This is a genomic window from Brevibacillus panacihumi (assembly GCF_003710985.1).
GTDB lineage: Bacteria > Bacillota > Bacilli > Brevibacillales > Brevibacillaceae > Brevibacillus > Brevibacillus panacihumi.
On sequence record NZ_RHHT01000045.1, the window covers coordinates 63,030 to 78,822 of the forward strand.

18 protein-coding genes and 1 pseudogene are annotated in these 15,793 nt (G+C 50.8%); 9 read left to right on the plus strand and 10 right to left on the minus strand.

Annotated features, from left to right (window positions below; all coding sequences use genetic code 11):
* Positions 1-77: 77 nt before the first annotated feature.
* Both EDM58_RS18495 and EDM58_RS18500 read right to left on the minus strand, forming a co-directional pair.
* Complete coding sequence (locus tag EDM58_RS18495; RefSeq protein WP_122914633.1) at positions 78-473, minus strand: hypothetical protein; 396 nt, start codon at positions 471-473, stop codon at positions 78-80.
* Between the two features lie 164 nt (positions 474-637).
* Entirely contained in the window at positions 638-871 is a 234-nt protein-coding gene (locus tag EDM58_RS18500; protein ID WP_122914634.1) for a hypothetical protein, read from the minus strand.
* A gap of 207 nt (positions 872-1,078) precedes the next feature.
* On the opposite strand from EDM58_RS18500, the gene EDM58_RS18505 reads away from it, so the two are divergent.
* Entirely contained in the window at positions 1,079-1,174 is a 96-nt protein-coding gene (locus EDM58_RS18505) for a YjcZ family sporulation protein (protein WP_023557759.1), read from the plus strand.
* Between the two features lie 174 nt (positions 1,175-1,348).
* Entirely contained in the window at positions 1,349-2,461 is a 1,113-nt protein-coding gene (locus tag EDM58_RS18510) for an aminopeptidase (protein ID WP_122914635.1), read from the plus strand.
* Between the two features lie 91 nt (positions 2,462-2,552).
* Here the strand turns inward: EDM58_RS18510 and EDM58_RS18515 are convergent, their stop codons facing one another.
* The 3 genes from EDM58_RS18515 to EDM58_RS18525 form a co-directional block, all read right to left on the minus strand.
* Positions 2,553-3,086 (minus strand): PadR family transcriptional regulator, encoded by a 534-nt coding sequence (locus tag EDM58_RS18515; protein ID WP_023557761.1) that lies wholly within the window; start codon positions 3,084-3,086, stop codon positions 2,553-2,555.
* Positions 3,087-3,286: 200 nt separating this feature from the next.
* Entirely contained in the window at positions 3,287-4,639 is a 1,353-nt protein-coding gene (locus tag EDM58_RS18520; RefSeq protein ID WP_122914636.1) for a serine hydrolase, read from the minus strand.
* 66 nt (positions 4,640-4,705) lie between these two features.
* Positions 4,706-5,164, minus strand: coding sequence for a MarR family winged helix-turn-helix transcriptional regulator (locus EDM58_RS18525; protein ID WP_122914637.1), 459 nt, complete (start codon positions 5,162-5,164; stop codon positions 4,706-4,708).
* A gap of 357 nt (positions 5,165-5,521) precedes the next feature.
* On the opposite strand from EDM58_RS18525, the pseudogene EDM58_RS26265 reads away from it, so the two are divergent.
* Positions 5,522-5,785: pseudogene (locus tag EDM58_RS26265) on the plus strand (S1C family serine protease); the annotation flags it as partial.
* Between the two features lie 24 nt (positions 5,786-5,809).
* Here the strand turns inward: EDM58_RS26265 and EDM58_RS18535 are convergent.
* Positions 5,810-6,892, minus strand: coding sequence for a YheC/YheD family endospore coat-associated protein (locus tag EDM58_RS18535; protein WP_122914677.1), 1,083 nt, complete (start codon positions 6,890-6,892; stop codon positions 5,810-5,812).
* A 247-nt stretch (positions 6,893-7,139) separates the two neighbouring features.
* On the opposite strand from EDM58_RS18535, the gene EDM58_RS18540 reads away from it, so the two are divergent.
* The 3 genes from EDM58_RS18540 to EDM58_RS26415 all read left to right on the plus strand — a co-directional run bounded on the left by EDM58_RS18540 (position 7,140) and on the right by EDM58_RS26415 (position 9,340).
* Positions 7,140-7,460: a winged helix-turn-helix transcriptional regulator gene (locus EDM58_RS18540; RefSeq protein ID WP_023557766.1), complete on the plus strand. Its 321-nt coding sequence runs from the start codon at positions 7,140-7,142 to the stop codon at positions 7,458-7,460.
* 103 nt (positions 7,461-7,563) lie between these two features.
* Positions 7,564-9,042 carry a recombinase family protein gene (locus tag EDM58_RS18545; protein WP_122914638.1) on the plus strand — a complete coding sequence of 493 codons (1,479 nt, stop codon included), beginning with the start codon at positions 7,564-7,566 and terminating at the stop codon, positions 9,040-9,042.
* A 1-nt stretch (position 9,043) separates the two neighbouring features.
* A complete protein-coding gene (locus tag EDM58_RS26415; protein ID WP_122914639.1) occupies positions 9,044-9,340 on the plus strand; it encodes a S1C family serine protease in 297 nt (98 codons plus the stop codon).
* A 23-nt stretch (positions 9,341-9,363) separates the two neighbouring features.
* On the opposite strand, the gene EDM58_RS25820 is transcribed toward EDM58_RS26415, so the two are convergent.
* Together EDM58_RS25820 and EDM58_RS18555 are read right to left on the minus strand one after the other, a co-directional pair.
* Positions 9,364-9,513 carry a hypothetical protein gene (locus tag EDM58_RS25820; RefSeq protein ID WP_183187557.1) on the minus strand — a complete coding sequence of 50 codons (150 nt, stop codon included), beginning with the start codon at positions 9,511-9,513 and terminating at the stop codon, positions 9,364-9,366.
* Between the two features lie 62 nt (positions 9,514-9,575).
* A complete protein-coding gene (locus tag EDM58_RS18555; RefSeq protein WP_023557770.1) occupies positions 9,576-9,857 on the minus strand; it encodes a DUF2325 domain-containing protein in 282 nt (93 codons plus the stop codon).
* A 252-nt stretch (positions 9,858-10,109) separates the two neighbouring features.
* On the opposite strand from EDM58_RS18555, the gene EDM58_RS18560 reads away from it, so the two are divergent.
* Both EDM58_RS18560 and EDM58_RS18565 read left to right on the plus strand, forming a co-directional pair.
* Positions 10,110-10,706: an IMEF encapsulin system ferritin-like cargo protein gene (locus EDM58_RS18560; RefSeq protein ID WP_122914640.1), complete on the plus strand. Its 597-nt coding sequence runs from the start codon at positions 10,110-10,112 to the stop codon at positions 10,704-10,706.
* 36 nt (positions 10,707-10,742) lie between these two features.
* Positions 10,743-11,591 carry a family 1 encapsulin nanocompartment shell protein gene (locus EDM58_RS18565; protein ID WP_122914641.1) on the plus strand — a complete coding sequence of 283 codons (849 nt, stop codon included), beginning with the start codon at positions 10,743-10,745 and terminating at the stop codon, positions 11,589-11,591.
* A gap of 92 nt (positions 11,592-11,683) precedes the next feature.
* On the opposite strand, the gene EDM58_RS18570 is transcribed toward EDM58_RS18565, so the two are convergent.
* Positions 11,684-12,523 (minus strand): helix-turn-helix transcriptional regulator, encoded by an 840-nt coding sequence (locus EDM58_RS18570; protein WP_122914642.1) that lies wholly within the window; start codon positions 12,521-12,523, stop codon positions 11,684-11,686.
* Between the two features lie 127 nt (positions 12,524-12,650).
* On the opposite strand from EDM58_RS18570, the gene fabF reads away from it, so the two are divergent.
* Positions 12,651-13,889 (plus strand): beta-ketoacyl-ACP synthase II, encoded by a 1,239-nt coding sequence (fabF, locus tag EDM58_RS18575; RefSeq protein WP_122914678.1) that lies wholly within the window; start codon positions 12,651-12,653, stop codon positions 13,887-13,889.
* Between the two features lie 60 nt (positions 13,890-13,949).
* Here fabF and EDM58_RS18580 read toward each other — a convergent pair whose 3' ends face one another.
* Positions 13,950-15,428: an Lsa family ABC-F type ribosomal protection protein gene (locus EDM58_RS18580; RefSeq protein WP_122914643.1), complete on the minus strand. Its 1,479-nt coding sequence runs from the start codon at positions 15,426-15,428 to the stop codon at positions 13,950-13,952.
* Positions 15,429-15,793: the final 365 nt, after the last annotated feature.

Below are 15,793 nucleotides of genomic sequence, written 5' to 3' on the forward strand. Positions count from 1 at the left end.
TACGAAAACATGAATGGTAAAGTCCATGTGCCAGGTGCAAAACAAAAAACCACCCTGCGCACAAGGTGGTCATGGAATTACACCATAATTTTCGTCAGACGATGACGCAGCTCCAGCATCCATTTTTCGTCTCCCAGCGATTGGGCCAGCAAGAACAAGTCCAGTAGCTCGTTGACTCGCTCTTCCAGCGCTTCCCGCACCGTAGAGTCGCCCTCATTGGCAATCAGCACCAATAAATTGGACAACTCTGACATTTCCTCAAACTCAATCGCCTGCCGCTCGGGATTCTGCCCCAATTCCGCCATCAAGTCTTTCAGGTCTTCTTTGACAACATCCACTACCTGTGAATGGGCGCAGCTGTCGTCCACGCAGACGTGTACGGGTACATTTAATATCTTCACCCGATTTCGATACACGACGTTGCGCAGCACGACCTCCATATCACTGCCGCAGCGGCTGCATTTCTTCTGCATGAGTTCACCCCTATCTCTATCCACATATGTATGCGTCCCTTATGTATTCGCGCCACCCTTCTTCAATCCTGCTAAACAACAGATGGTACTTGGTGGATGTAGTGGCAGACAAATCAAAAACGATGCCCTTTTGACGGCATCGTTTTCCGAAGCAGATCTGAAGATTATGCGTAAATGGCGTTTACTTTTTCACAATGCGGACATACCGCCACCTTGCCGGAGTGACCAGCTTCGTCTTCCACCCGATACCCCGTAATCTGGTCCGAAAAGCAAAACAGGCACTCGGTATTGAAGTCCATGTCGTACTGCGCTTTCCAGACAATCGACTTGAAATCTTCCCCTACATTGATCGTAATGGGCAGCAGATCGTGTTGGAGACTGTGTAATGATCGTTGCATCGCAATGCCATCCTTTCGTGTATTGCAAAGTCTTTTCGTATCCTCTAGCTTTTCCTGATTTTCAGAATAATAAACATGGCGCCTGCACGGAGAAAAAAAGAATCTTCCTAAAAATGGGCGTTTGCCCGTATCGGCTCTTCGCCTATCCCCATATGTTATGGGTGTAAGCACAACAGCGGCTTAACACAAAAGGAGGTTTTTGATCGCATGAGCAGCATCTTTAACGGCGGTAATTTCGACGAGTTCACTCTGGTGTTGATCCTGTTCATCCTGTTGGTCATTGTAGGTTGCGGCTGCGATTAATCCAGTCCTTCCAGATAGCACAATTCAGCAGGAAGTCGCATATACTTGAACACCGGATCCTGTTAAGCGCGTTTCATACGCCAGCTACCCACCACGCGGGTAGCTTTTTTCCATTTTATATGTGTACAATATGAACGAACCGATTTGGAAATGGAAAGAGAGGAACCTCCATTTATGAAAGATCCACGTATCGAAAAACTTGCTGACGTATTGGTTAACTACTCCACTCGCGTACAGCCAAATGACAACGTTCTCATCTACGCGATCGGTCAAGTGCACGAATTGGTTCGCGCCGTCATTGCAAAAGTGTACGCTGCGGGCGCCAACCCTTATGTGCAGTTGATCGACCAATCCATCCAACGCGAACTGCTTCTCGGGACCAATGAAGCCCAGCTGGAAGTCATGCGCGAAGCTGATGTGAGCTTCATGAAAAAAATGGATTGCTACATCGGCATTCGCGGCGGGGACAACATCAGTGAACTGGCCGATGTGCCAGGGGACAAAATGCAGCTCTATTCCCGCCTTCTGACCCGCCCGGTTCTCGATGTGCGTGTACCGGAGACTCGCTGGGTGATTCTGCGTTATCCGAATGCTTCCATGGCGCAGCTCGCCAATATGAGTACGGATGGCTTTGAAGATTTTTATTTCAAGGTGTGTACGCTCGACTACGGCAAAATGGACAAAGCCATGGACAATCTCGTCGAACTGATGGAGAAAACGGACAAGGTGCGCATTACAGGACCTGGCACCGATCTGAGCTTTTCCATCAAGGGAATTCCGGCGATCAAATGCGCCGGGGAAGCCAATATTCCAGACGGAGAGGTGTTTACCGCTCCGGTGCGGGATTCGGTCAACGGCACGATTTCGTACAACACGCCATCCCCTTACCAGGGCTATACGTACGACAATATCAAGCTGACGTTCAAAGACGGCAAAATCATCGAAGCGACTGCCAACGATACTGCAAAAATCAATGAAGTCTTTGACACGGATGAAGGCGCTCGCTATGTCGGAGAGTTTGCAATCGGCGTCAATCCGTACATCCAAAATCCCATGAAGGATATTTTGTTCGATGAAAAAATCGACGGAAGCTTCCACTTCACACCTGGTCAAGCCTATGACGAAGCCTTCAACGGCAATAAATCCTCCATTCACTGGGACCTCGTGATGATTCAGCGTCCGGAATGGGGCGGCGGTGAAATCTGGTTTGACGACCGCCTGATTCGCAAGGACGGCCGATTTGTCGTACCGGAACTGGAGTGCCTCAATCCTGAGAATCTGAAATAATCTGCGCAAACGAAAAAAGCGAAGGACTCCCAGTGGTCCCTTCGCTTTTTTATGTGCACATGCATAGCATTGCTTCGTGCATCCTTCCCTTTTACATACTGTAGGCGGGTTCTTTGATCAGAGCGGGCGTCTTTTTCTCCAAAAATTGAATGGTCATCTCCAGATGGTGAATCGTATACTCCCAGCAAAATTTCTGATACGGATCAAACGTTTTCTCCAGCTTGATGTAGTTCGCCTTGCTCTGCGCTAACATCTGGCGCTGGATCGACATACAGTTTTCCATGAGTTCGCGCTGTTCCTGCGGCGTGCGTCCATTGCCGAAGAACACCTTCACCAGCATGTCAGAGCGCAGCACTGGCGGCAGGATCGGTGCTTGCATCTCCTGCTGGAAGGCTTCCTCGCCAGTCTTTGTAATCGAATACAGGATCTTGTTGGGCTTTCCGGATTGGATGACCTCTTGTTTGGTCACGAAGCCTTCTTCTTCCAGTTTGCGGAGCGCGGGGTAAATGGCACCAAAGCTGGCATCGTAGAAGAAACCAATGCTGTTGCTGAATGCCTGTTTGATGTCATACCCGCTCATTTCTCCATAACTCAAAAATCCAAGAATGATCGTTTTTACATCCATCTCTTCGCATCCTCCCATACCATTCCGTTCTTTTCTCTCTGTCTTGGACCGAACAAGGATGTTCAGCCTTTATGTTCAAAATATTCTTGAACTAAACTTCATTATACGTCTATTCGAATGAACATACCAATGCTAATTCTTTATTATATCAATCAAAAATAATGATACAACGCAAAGCCCCCGTCTCCCATGACAGAATCCTACTCCACCCGAATGGCAGACGTTTCCTTCCCAGCCTCATAAATCGTCATTCTGGAAACATGATCAGATGGATCATGGACGAACTCCACCTCCACTGACAGGACCCGGATAAAGAATCGGGTTTGTGACATGGGAGACAGCTCCAGACGCATTCCCCCGTCCACTTGCAGGAACAAACGGTTTTGCTCGGTTGACACTCTTGCATGCATGCCCTCACTCAAACGATAAGAGCCTGCATAGCGTTCAAAAATCGCAGGATCAACCTGCACTGCCTTCCTCATGGCAGGGGTCTTTGGCATTTCATATGGCTCATCAAACACTATCTGTTGGACTGCCTCCAGGAAGCTTTGCTCAAATTCATAATCCTGTTCTTTATTGCTCAAGTAGATAAGCGTTTTCCCAGCGTCGAGATATCGCATCATCAATGTCGCGTATCCCGGCCATCCCCCGCTGTGGCTGACGATGGTCCCCCTGCTCCCATGCTTTTCCAAGATCCAGCCGAATCCGTAGTCAAAGGTTTTCCCATTGTTTAACCGGACAGGCGTAAAGGCCTGTTCCAGAGACTGTTTGCTTACCAGCTTCTCCGTATATAATGCTTGATCAAATCTGAGCAAATCTCCAAGTGTCGAGTTTACCGTGCCATCTCCTTGAATCCCGTCCAAATACACGACATACTCGGTCTCGGTCAGCTGGTCGGGAAGCACGTATTGATCGGTCATGGCATCGTACACATAGCCATACGCATAGTCTTGGATTTTTTCATTGGAATGTCTCCGGTTGTATACCCGCGTATGCAGCATTCCGAGGGGACGAAACAGATGCGCATCCAGATACTCGGCGTAGCTCAGCCCGGAAATCCGCTCGATCAGCAAGGCGAGCAGGACATACCCGGTATTGCTGTATTCCCATTGCTCATTCGGCAAAAATTTGCGCTCCGGCTGATACTCTGTCAACAGTCGCAACACATCTTCATTGACAGCGATTTGATTCCGATCCCAATGCTTCTGAAACAACTCCATGTAATCGGGCAATCCTGAAGTGTGGGTAAGCAGATGTCTCACGGTAATGCCGGGATAGGGGAAACCAGGAAACCACCTGTCGATCAAATCTTCATAGGCCAATTGCCCCTGTTCTTCCAGCAGCATGATCGCTGTGGCGGTAATTGGCTTGGATAGGGAAGCCAGTTCAAACACAGATTCAAGCGTCAACTTGCGTTTGCTCTCCAGATCTCCATATCCAAATGCAGCCTGAAACAAAATCTCCCCTTGCTCAGCTGCGCATATTGCTCCATTGAGCAGTTCTTTTTCATGCAGCTCTGTACATAACCTTTCCAACTGCTGTTTCACCTTCATACAAAAACCTCCTAATCGTATTAGTTCATTTAACTATTTAGATACCTAACTTATTCCGCAAAAAAATTACGGCTTGCGTAATTCCTCCTCTACGATTTTCTGTAATTTCAGTGTCAACGAACGAAGCTGCTGTATCTCTTCGAACTCCATTTTCGAATAAAAACGTTCAATAATATCTCGCTCTACCGCCTCCTGCTTGGTGAAATAGGCAACGCCCTGAGAGCCTAGCTGCACAAGGATTTCACGCCGATTCTGAAGATTGATTTCCCGCTTCACGTATCCCATTTTCTCAAGCTTTCCCACAATCTGGCTGACAGCGCTAGAGGATACTTCCATCTGATCGGCAATCTCCCGGACCGTCATTCTCTGATGTTTATGGATCAGCTCCAATAGCAACGCCTGCTTGGTCGTAATCTCATCATCCAGCAAGGAGCGATATTCATGCAGGAGCAACGTATTGATCAGATACTCGGCTTCATTCATTTCTTTCACACAACGGATGAGCTCCTCATTTCCATGTTTCATTCCAACTCATTAACCACCTTTATTGTTAAGGTATCTAACACATAAGATACTGGATTTCCTGCGGCAAGGCAAGAGACTCCACCGAGAAAATGGGCGTCCCTCCCCTCCCGCCGTGCCATAGGATGATACATACCTATCTGCTGTAGGGGGGAGAGTTCATTGAAGAGTAAAAAGTGGTCCCACTATACACGTGTAAAGTACCCTGTGAGCAGCAGCAGTTTGCATCCCTTCAATTTTTTCGTGCCGATCGTCGAACAGGTACAGGAGGGAGTCGTCTCCATCGTCACCGAGGACGCTTCCCCAACGAAAAACGTGGATTCCTTTCTCCGCAGTATGATCTCGGAAGAAGAGCCCCCGATGTCTGCCGAGCGAAGCTTTGGTTCCGGCTTCCTTTTTCATCCAAAAGGATATATTCTGACCAGCGAGCATGTCATCGGAAAATCGAAACATATCTATGTCAAGCTGTTCAACGGGCGGGTCTTTGAAGCCAAGCGAGTGCTTGCAGACCGGGTCCGCGATTATGCTGTCATCAAGATCGATGCGGACTGCAAGCTGTTTCCCCTGGCATTGGGGAGTTCTGCTCACACCAAGGTCGGGGAATGGGTGATCAGCGTCGGTTCCCCACCTGTCGACGTAGAGCCAAAATCAAACAGGCTTTCGTTCCCCCAGTTGAAGCGCAAACTGGACGGGTCTTTGAATCGCCAGCCTGTAGGTCTCCTTCTCTCCAATCTGGCGAAACACCTCGCGTCCTGGCTTGGGATTCACTTCGATCAGCCAGGGTCTCCCCTGTGCGTCTACGCCAATGTCCAGACCGAACTCCATCATCCTGCCAAATCGCTCCTCGAGAACTTCTGCGATCTGATGCGCCAATCGGTCGCATTCCTCCGCGATCAATTGCGCGCGGCTCTCGCCGAATTTTTGTGTGAAGAAAGGTAAAAACGGAACTGCACTCCCGCCACCGTGCAGATTCGATGTAGAGCTCCCCGCTTTGCCTACCCGCACGCCGCGACCGGTCACGCTCCATTCCCCCCGCTCGTCTTTTTGGATCAGCAAGCGCACGTCCGCTACGCGATTGCCGACCAAAGCCAGATCCACCCCCTGTTGAACGAGAAAATTGCCGTCGCTGATCCGCTGCTCCCGCACCCAGCGCCTCACCCAATTCTCCACGCCTTGAATCGTCCCCAGCTTGGCTTTTACCTGCGAATAAGCTTTCGAGCGTCCGAGCAGCTCATATCCCTTGTCCCCCGCCGCAAGCTTCAGAATGCTGCGCCCTCCGGTACCATTGCCCGGCTTGATGTACAGCAGCTTATACCGTTTCAGCATCGCACGCACGGCTCCGGGACCGTAGATCGTGGTTTCCGGGATCCACTGGCTGACCCGTTCATCCTTCGCCAGCATCAGCGTCACTCTCCACTTCTTGCTGAACGGGCTGTTGGCAAAGGTGAACAGATTGCTGTGCCGAAGCCGCATATACTGGGGCACCCGGCGACGATAGCGGTCGATCACCACATCCGGCCAAGGCTGCCACCGGCTTTCCCAGCCACCTTCCTTTTTGGGCGTGAAGCCGCGAATTTTTCGTTGCGCTGCATTCACATCCTGATGAGAAAAAAGGTACACTCGTGCTCCCAGTTTGCGGCCAGCCAGTACCAGGCGACGCAAATAGTCCGGTTCTGAGAAGCGTTTTCCTTCCCGCCAGGTCAAAATGCCTACTACTCGCTCCTGTGCCAATCGAACCACCTCACCCATCATCTTCATCCACTGCCTAGTCTATGTGCCGCAGCCTAAGGGGGAGACATCCCGCGAAAAAACGGGCTTTTTCCTCCGCTGCCACCTCATCTCCGCATAAAAGGCAGCCTAAGAAGCCACAATTTAATGAGTAACAGGTACTCGCTACACTTCTGTTACTTACGTCATGCAAGTTCCTGTGATACAATAGGGGTTAATGTATAACAAGGTGCATAGAGGTGACGTCCACGTGAGTCAGGATTTAGCAGGTGAACACATGTGTCCAAAATACGAATGTGCGATGAACATCTTGGGTAAACGCTGGACGGGCTTGATTCTCCACGTGTTGCTTCGCGGGGCTGTACGCTTCAAGGATATCCGCGAAATGGTCCCGCATATGAGCGATAAAATGCTGTCAGAGCGTCTGAAAGAGCTGGAGGAGCTGGAAATTCTGGAACGCAAGGTGTTCCCCGAGATTCCTGTCCGGATCGAATACGAACTGACAGAAAAAGGAAAAGACCTCCGTCCCGTCATTGATTCCATTCATACATGGGGTCAAAAATGGATGTAACCCCTTCCCGCTTCCTAACAGGCGGGAATTTTTTTTGTCCAGGCATAAGCTCCCCTGCTTCACTGTAGACTCTAGCATCCTGAGATGACGGGAGGCTGAGACTTTGCGAGCGGCAGTGTACATCCGCGTCAGTACGGAAGATCAGGTAAGGGAAGGCTTCTCCATCGCGGCCCAACGAGAACGTTTGCTGGCTTACCTCCACTCCCAGGGCTGGGAGCTGGCCGATTTTTACACCGATGAAGGCGTCAGCGCCAAGGATCTCCAGCGTCCCGAGCTGACTCGCCTTCTGGACGATGTGCGCCAGAACAAGATGGATGTCGTGCTTGTCTACCGGCTGGACCGTTTGACCCGTTCCGTGCTGGACCTGTACCAATTGCTGCAGACGTTCGACGTCCACGGAGTCCATTTTAAAAGCTGCACGGAGGTCTACGATACGACGACTGCCATCGGGCGACTGTTTATCACGCTGGTGGCCGCCTTGGCCCAATGGGAGAGGGAAAATCTGGCGGAGCGCGTCAAAATGGGGATGGGGCAGATGGTCCGCGAGCGAAAAAGGCCCGGCGGTCCCCCACCCTACGGGTATGCCTTGCAGGATGGGCAATTGCAGATCCAACACGACGAAGCCTGCCATGTGCGGCTCATGTTCGAGCGATACGCCCAGGGACATTCCCCTCGTCAGATCGCGGAAGAAGTGAATCTGCGGGGAGCGCGCGGCAAAAACGGTGCCTGCTGGAGTGCCAGCGCGGTCCTGCGGCTCTTGAAAAACCCTGTCTACTATGGAGCCTTGCGCTGGAACTACGCCCATTCCGCTCCCCAACTGCGCCGACAAAGGGAGCAGGGTGATTATTTGTTGGAAGAAGCCGTCCATCCCGCCATCATCGATGAACCGACTTTCCAGCGTGTCCAGCAGCGCATGGCTGCCCGCGGCTCCCGACATCCGCGCGTGCTCGGCTCCTCTTTTCTCTTTTCCGGCATCCTCTTCTGTGCCCGCTGTCATGCCGAGATGCGCGGAAAAACCACACATAGCAAGGGAAAAAACGGAAGCCAGCACAGCCATACGTATTACAGCTGCAGCAACAAAGGAAAAGGTCTGTGCAACGCCACCCCCATTCGGGAGGATCGGCTGGAGCAAGCCCTGCTTCAAAACCTGCAAGAGAGTCCACCCGAGTCACACGCTTTTTGGCGGAATATTTGCCGTGATGCCAATACTCGGTCGTCTTTTCCTGCACCTTCACCCGCGTCCTCTGCAAAATGGGAAGAACGGCGCAGACGCTGGGAGGAGGCCTATGAAGCCGGTGTCCTCACACTGGCAGAATTGCAGAGGAAGCTGCAGGATCTGGGGCAAAAGCAATTGGCAGAAAAGGAAAAGCTGCCATCCCTCCCACAGATGCGGCATGAAGAGGAACGGGATGAACAGCAGTCCCTTACATGGAACAAGATCTGGTCCGAATCTACGCGCGAAGAACGCAGACAGCTCGCAACCAGCCTGATCCAGCGGCTGGAGGTGGAGGCATCTCCGGCTTTTGGTCCAGGAAACAAGCGCGGTGCCAGCGTTCGTCAGATCCTGTTTGTGGAAGAATAGCTTGGTTCTTTTTTTCTCTACGTGGGCATGCGGTTCTCCATTAGGGTTGGAAAATTCGGTCACGGCGGGGATTATCAGCGCAAAGAATCGGCGCTTGCAAGTCGCCAAGCGGATGTACGAGGAGATCTTTCAGACAGACGCAGCGATTAACCCCGGCAACAGTGGAGGACCGTTAATCAATCTGAACGGCGAAGTGGTGGGGCTCAATGCTTTCATCATTCAATCCAGCCAATGTCTCGGCTTTGCGATCGGGATAGACGCCTTGAAGCAGCAGTTGGATCAATACATGTTTCACTGAGGAACCAAAGAGAAAAACCCCGTCTATTGGGACGGGGCTTGTTTCTCAAAGGCAATCAGGATGACATCCTTGCCGTCTTGATTATTCAATTCACGTTCTGTCTCCTGAAGCTGTCTCAATTGGTCAGCGGTCAGTTGGGCAATCGGCAAATCGCCTAGACGCTCTTGGTTCACGCGGCACTCCCCCGTTAAGAGATCAATTCACGTCTAGTCTGCCCACCTAAAACGCTGTGTATTTAAGCAGTCCGCTGAAAGGCTTTGGCAATATCCGAGCAGGAGCGCTTGCAGAACAGAATCGGCAGCTTGCGATCCTTGGCCTGGCTCTTCACAGTCTTGGCCAGGTTGTGGTTGACGAAATCCGTCAGCACGAGAATCAATTGAACACCGGTCGGGATTTTTACTCCCGTCTGCGAGTTTTTTCTTCCCGTCACGTGATGAATCTCCTGAAAACCTTTCCCTTCCAACAGTTCGATAATATTCCCCAGGCGATCTCCGCCGATTACCAAAATGGATGACATGTCATAAGCCTCCTTAAAAAATGTTCTGCAGATTCATGTATGTAGCCAAGCGTCTTTTTAATTGATAATGAGTATCACTCTTATTGATAAATATTATCATTCCCAATTAGCTTTGACAATACTCTCCGTCATAAGTTTTTTGGAAAAATCGAAAACTAGGGCGAACGCGTGAACGTCCTACATAGTGGTTGCCGGGGGCTTTTTGTGAAAGGTATAATGAGGAAATAGATCATTTTGCGAGGAGGTGGCGTCGTGCAAGAGCTTTCGCAACTACACGCCATTTTTGATCGGACCCAAGGATATATCCACCGCTTCATGAGCCTGATTCAGCCGATTATTGACGCTGCGCAGGATGAGCACACCCGCTTGTACTATCACCATATATTGGAGGAGGAAGAGCAGCGCGAGGATCGCTTGAAGGAATTGATTCCCTATCTGCAATCCCTCACGGCAGAAAAAGCCGAACAGCTAAGCGACCGCGAACTGTCCCGGCTGCTCTCCGATATCAATCTGGAACGCTTTGGACTGCATAACTTCCGGGAGCATCTGGAGCTGGCCCTCTATGAGTTCCGCGACGAAGAGACGCGTCTGGACCTGGACGGGATGCGCGCGACCACCCATGAGGACTACCTGCGCGTCAAGGATATCATGGCCAGCTTGAGCGAGCGCTTTTCGGATGTATCCCACCCGGCTCTGACCGATCATGATGAGGGTCATGACATCCATGCCGTAGATCACCTCAAGGCCTCTGCTGCTCTGCCAAAAGGGGTCGCATCCGTCATCAAGCATGAGACAAGCCCTGCTCCCGCCAAAAAAGGGCTGACGGTAGGAAGTTTGAAAGGAAAATAAAGAACGAAAAAGCCGTTCTATCATGGAGGTAATACAATGGACAAACTCCGTAAATACCCTGACTCTCCCCTGACGCAAGACGAGTGGAAGCAACTGGACGAAACAGTCGTCGACATGGCTCGCCGCCAGCTCGTGGGACGCCGTTTTATCGATATTTACGGCCCGCTGGGTGAAGGCATCCAGACGATCACCAATGACGTCTATGAGGAGTCCCGCTTTGGCGGTCTTTCCCTGCGCGGCGAATCTCTGGAAATGACACAACCGAGCAAGCGCGTCAGCATGACCATCCCGATCCTGTACAAAGACTTCATGCTGTACTGGCGCGATGTGGCGCAAGCACGCACGCTCGGGATGCCGCTGGACATGAGTGCCGCGGCCAACGCAGCAGCAGGCGGAGCCTTGATGGAAGACGATCTCATCTTCAATGGCGCAGCCGAATTCGACCTGCCTGGCCTGATGAATGTCAAAGGCCGCCTTACCCATCTGAAAAGCGACTGGATGGAATCGGGCAATGCTTTCGCAGACGTAGTGGAAGCCCGCAACAAGCTGTTGAAAATGGGCCACAGCGGTCCCTATGCCCTGGTCGTCTCTCCTGAGCTGTACGCCCTTCTGCACCGCGTCCACAAGGGAACCAACGTGCTGGAAATCGAGCATGTGCGCAATCTGGTGACCGACGGCGTGTACCAATCTCCGACCATCAAAGGACGCTCCGGTGTCCTGGTGGCGACTGGCCGTCACAATCTGGATCTGGCGATTGCCGAGGATTTCGATACCTCCTTCCTCGGGGATGAGCAGATGAACAGCCTGTTCCGTGTCTACGAGTGCGTCGTGCTGCGCATCAAGCGTCCAAGCGCAATTTGCACGCTGGAAGACACCGAAGAATAAGCGAACAAGCAGAAAAAATGGCGTATCCCAAAGAGCATTTCGCTCCAACGGATACGCCTTTTGCTTTGCGTAAAGAAATCTGCGGCGGCTGACTATTTTCGCTCCAGCAATTTTTTCAGCTTGTTTTCTGTGGTGGAATCCGCAGCAGGCGTGTAAATGCTGCAGCGCAGATCCGAATCGCCATGCACCTGCAGAGATGTCAGATGAAACAGCATCTTCCCCGCCTTCGCATGCCGGAACTCGATCAAGACCTCGGGGGCGGTTTTTACCTCGCTTTGCTCCCAAAGCGCCTCGAAATCAGGATGCACGCTCTTCATTTCCCCGAGAAACCGATCATACCATTCATCCTCCACGTACTGCCCGTAATACACCCGGAGAATGGCAAGATACCCTCTGGTAAAATGCTCCCAGTTCACCGCCAATCGCTGAAGTTCTTTTCTGGTGAATAACAGCCGAATCATATTGCGCTGCTCGACCGGGATTTGCTCAAAATCCAAAAAGACGTGCGCGGCCGCCTCATTCCAGCCGACGATAAAAAATCGCCTGTCGGTGATAATGGTCGGGCAAAAACGCAGCTCGTCCAATATTTTTTGCAAAGACGGGCTGATTTCCGGCGGTTCTTCCTTCTGTACGATTGCTCCCGAGCCCGCTTCCAGGGCCAAAGCGTACAAATACTTTCGCTCGTCGATCGTCAATTGCAGCGCATTCGCGATTTGATCGAGAACCGATGTGGACATTCTGATGTCTCGTCCCTGTTCGAGCCACGTATACCAAGTCGTGCTGACCCCGGCCAATTGGGCGACCTCTTCTCTGCGCAGGCCCGGTGTTCTTCTGCGAGTGCCTGGTGCAAGCCCGATCGATTCCGGTAAAATGCTGGCCCGTTTTGCTTTTAAAAAAGCAGATAAAGCCTGTAGTCTCGTCTGCCGTTCCATGTCATCAATCCCTCACAACGTTATCCTGGTACTCATTATACTAGGATAATCTATAACTTGTAATAGGATAAAGAACATGACACGATACTGATATCAATTCCTATCGTTCAGGGAGGGGTTCATGATTATGGAACGTGTCGTCATTACGGGAATGGGCGTTATCTCGCCGCTCGGGAATGCAGTAGAGAGCTTTTGGAGTGGTTTGGTCCAAGGAGCATCCGGAATCTCGAGGATCGATACCTTCGATGTGTCTAGACAGAAATCGAAAATAGCGGGATTGGTTCGCGACTTTGATGCAGATGCTCTTTTGGGGCGAAAAGAAGCGCGGCGCATGGATCGTTTTTGCCAGTTTGCCTTGGCAGCCGCCAAGCAAGCCCTGGAAGATTCGCGTATTTCTCTGGAGGAGGTAGACCGGGAGCGTCTGGGAATTTACGTCGGCTCTGGTGTCGGCGGCATACAGACATTGCTCGAGCAGGATGCGATGCTGCGAGATCGCGGTCCTGAGCGGGTAAGCCCGTTTTTGGTGCCGATGATGATCTCCAATATGGCCGCTGCATTGATCAGCATCACTTTCGGTGCGATGGGTCCGACACTGTCCCCGGTTACCGCTTGTTCCATCGGCAATACCTCGATTGGCGAAGCGTTCAGACTCATTCGTGCAGGCGGTGCGGACATCATCTTCGCGGGAGGATCGGAAGCTGCTGTTACCGAGATCTCCTTGGCAAGCTTCGGCAATGCTACTGCCTTGTCGACCCGCAACGATGAGCCGACCAAAGCCAGCCGCCCTTTTGATGCCGACCGCGATGGGTTCGTCATGGCGGAAGGAGCAGGCATTCTGGTTCTGGAATCCCTTACGCATGCCCTGCGTCGCAACGCTCGCATCTATGCGGAAGTGATCGGCTATGGAGCGAGCTCGGATGCCTACCATATGGTGGCGACTCACCCAGAAGGCATCGGTGCCTACCAGGCGATGAAAATGGCGATCTCGGAAGCCGGAATTCACCCTTCGGAGGTGGATGTGATCAGCGCCCATGCGACCAGCACTGAAATCGGAGACAGATCGGAAACCATGGCGATTAAGCGCCTGTTCGGAGATGATGCATACCGCATCCCGATTACTGCCAACAAGTCGATGACCGGGCATCTGCTGGGTGCTGCCAGCGCTGTGGAAGCCATCGCTTTGGTGAAGAGCCTGCAGCAAAATATCATTCCTCCTACGATCAATCTGGAAACGAATGATCCGGCATGCGACTTGGACTATGTGCCAAATGAAGCCCGCGAGGCGGAATTGAACATCGGGTTGTCCAACTCTTTTGGCTTTGGCGGCCATAATGCCGTGATCGCGCTCAAAGCTTATCGTGAATGACCTGGAAAAAAAGCCGTCCCGCAGTCCTGTTCGAGACTTGCGGGACGGCTGTCTGCCGCATCACAGTTCTATTCTTTTCGTGGCAATCTTGTCGCAAAACTCACTGTCATGCTCCACAAAAAGGATCGTGGGCGCATGTTCAAGCAGCAGCTCCTCGATTTGAATGCGAGAGAAAATATCGATGTAGTTCAACGGCTCATCCCAAATGTGCAAATGAACCTTCTCACAAAGACTTTTGGCGATCAGCACTTTCTTCTTTTGGCCAGCGCTGTACGAAGATATATCCTTTTCAAATTGGACCCTGGAAAAATCAAGCTTCCTCAAAATCGATTTAAACAAGCTTTCATCGATTCCATGGCTCCTGGCAAAGTCCTTCAGATTGCCCTGCAAATAGGAAGTGTCCTGTGAAACGTATGATATTTTCAACTGACTCCCTTTTCTCAGGGTACCCGTATGATCAATCTCCTCTCCCAGGATGAGTTTGATGATGCTTGATTTTCCTGAACCATTTTTCCCGGAGAGAGCAATTCGATCCCCTTGCTCAATTGTAAAGCTGATATCTGAGCAGACCCTTTTCTCCCCGTAATGAATCGAGATGTGTTCCAGCTCAGCAAGCTGTCTTTTATGATAAACAAGCTGGGATAGTTTCAAGCTGTCGGCGCTCTCGATATTCTTCAGTAGATTTGCCTTCTCCTCGATGGCGGATTGCTGTCTTTGCTCGATGGATTTCGAACGCTTCATCATCTTCGCTGCCTTGTGGCCGACATACCCTTTATCTACCTTGGAGCCGGAATTTCTGGTCCCATTCTTTGTTTTTTCCACTTCATGCGACCAGTTGTTGGTTCGTTTCGCGGCATCCGATAAGCGTTTGATATCCTTTTTCAATCTTTCGTTCTCTGCGAGCTCATACTGATCCCGTCTATTTTTGTTCTCCCACCAGTCGGAGAAGTTCCCCTTTTGAACCTCTATGTCAGTCTTATTGATCGAGAGGATATGATCCACACAGTTGTCGAGAAAGGCTCTGTCGTGTGATACCAGAATAAACCCGCTTTTGGAATTGAGATACTCGCTGACAATTTGTCTGGCCTCTCGATCCAAATGATTCGTCGGTTCATCAATCAGCAAAAAACGATTATCCTGAAGAAACAAAGCAGCCAGCAGCACTTTTGTCTGCTCCCCGTTGGACAATGTCTCAAAAGGCCGGTCCAAAACATCCTCCGACACCTGCAGCAATGAAAGCTCACGCATGACCTGCCAGTGATATTCTTCTGGCACCCGATCATTGATCACTTCAAGCGTGCTTCTTTTCTTGTCTTTGACGGGAAACGGAAAATAATCAAAGCTGACAGACGCCGAAATGCTTCCGCTGTATTCATAGTTGCCAAGCAATAATTGAAGAAAGGTTGTTTTCCCTCTGCCGTTTCTACCTGTAAAGCCCAGTTTCCAATCCGTATCAAGTCGAAGATTGACATTTTCAAATATGTTATCAAAGCTGCCATCATAGGCAAACGTAAGGTTTGTTACATTGATCATTGACATATAAGAATCCCTCCTGTATGCGAAAAAATAAAAGCCACAAGAAAGTTACCTTTCTTGCAGCTCAAATGCATACAGAAAATCCACCCCGTCACGGGGCTGGACCTGGATATCGTTTGAGCGGAGAAGATAACGTAACTTTCTTGCATACGAAAAATAAAACATGCGAAATACATCGCTTTTTTGTTTTATTTCTTAGCAAGAAAAAGTCAACATTATCCACTTCAGCTCCCTTGTAAAAGTAAGCATATTTTATCATGCTTTTTCCTTCTTGACAACCAATCCTTCTCGGGAACACGCGGCACCACACAAAAGGGAACATCCCTCGGCCATGCTGATGGCCTTTGGGACGTCCCCACTTCACGTAT

Bases quoted from the DNA above. Each gene is read 5' to 3' on its own strand.
- EDM58_RS18495 (WP_122914633.1), bottom strand. From the start codon at position 473: ATGCAGAAGAAATGCAGCCGCTGCGGCAGTGATATGGAGGTCGTGCTG.
- EDM58_RS18500 (WP_122914634.1), bottom strand. From the start codon at position 871: ATGCAACGATCATTACACAGTCTCCAACACGATCTGCTGCCCATTACG.
- EDM58_RS18505 (WP_023557759.1), top strand. From the start codon at position 1,079: ATGAGCAGCATCTTTAACGGCGGTAATTTCGACGAGTTCACTCTGGTG.
- EDM58_RS18510 (WP_122914635.1), top strand. From the start codon at position 1,349: ATGAAAGATCCACGTATCGAAAAACTTGCTGACGTATTGGTTAACTAC.
- EDM58_RS18515 (WP_023557761.1), bottom strand. From the start codon at position 3,086: ATGGATGTAAAAACGATCATTCTTGGATTTTTGAGTTATGGAGAAATG.
- EDM58_RS18520 (WP_122914636.1), bottom strand. From the start codon at position 4,639: ATGAAGGTGAAACAGCAGTTGGAAAGGTTATGTACAGAGCTGCATGAA.
- EDM58_RS18525 (WP_122914637.1), bottom strand. From the start codon at position 5,164: ATGAAACATGGAAATGAGGAGCTCATCCGTTGTGTGAAAGAAATGAAT.
- EDM58_RS18555 (WP_023557770.1), bottom strand. From the start codon at position 9,857: ATGTCATCCATTTTGGTAATCGGCGGAGATCGCCTGGGGAATATTATC.
- EDM58_RS18565 (WP_122914641.1), top strand. From the start codon at position 10,743: ATGGACAAACTCCGTAAATACCCTGACTCTCCCCTGACGCAAGACGAG.
- EDM58_RS18570 (WP_122914642.1), bottom strand. From the start codon at position 12,523: ATGGAACGGCAGACGAGACTACAGGCTTTATCTGCTTTTTTAAAAGCA.
- fabF (WP_122914678.1), top strand. From the start codon at position 12,651: ATGGAACGTGTCGTCATTACGGGAATGGGCGTTATCTCGCCGCTCGGG.
- EDM58_RS18580 (WP_122914643.1), bottom strand. From the start codon at position 15,428: ATGTCAATGATCAATGTAACAAACCTTACGTTTGCCTATGATGGCAGC.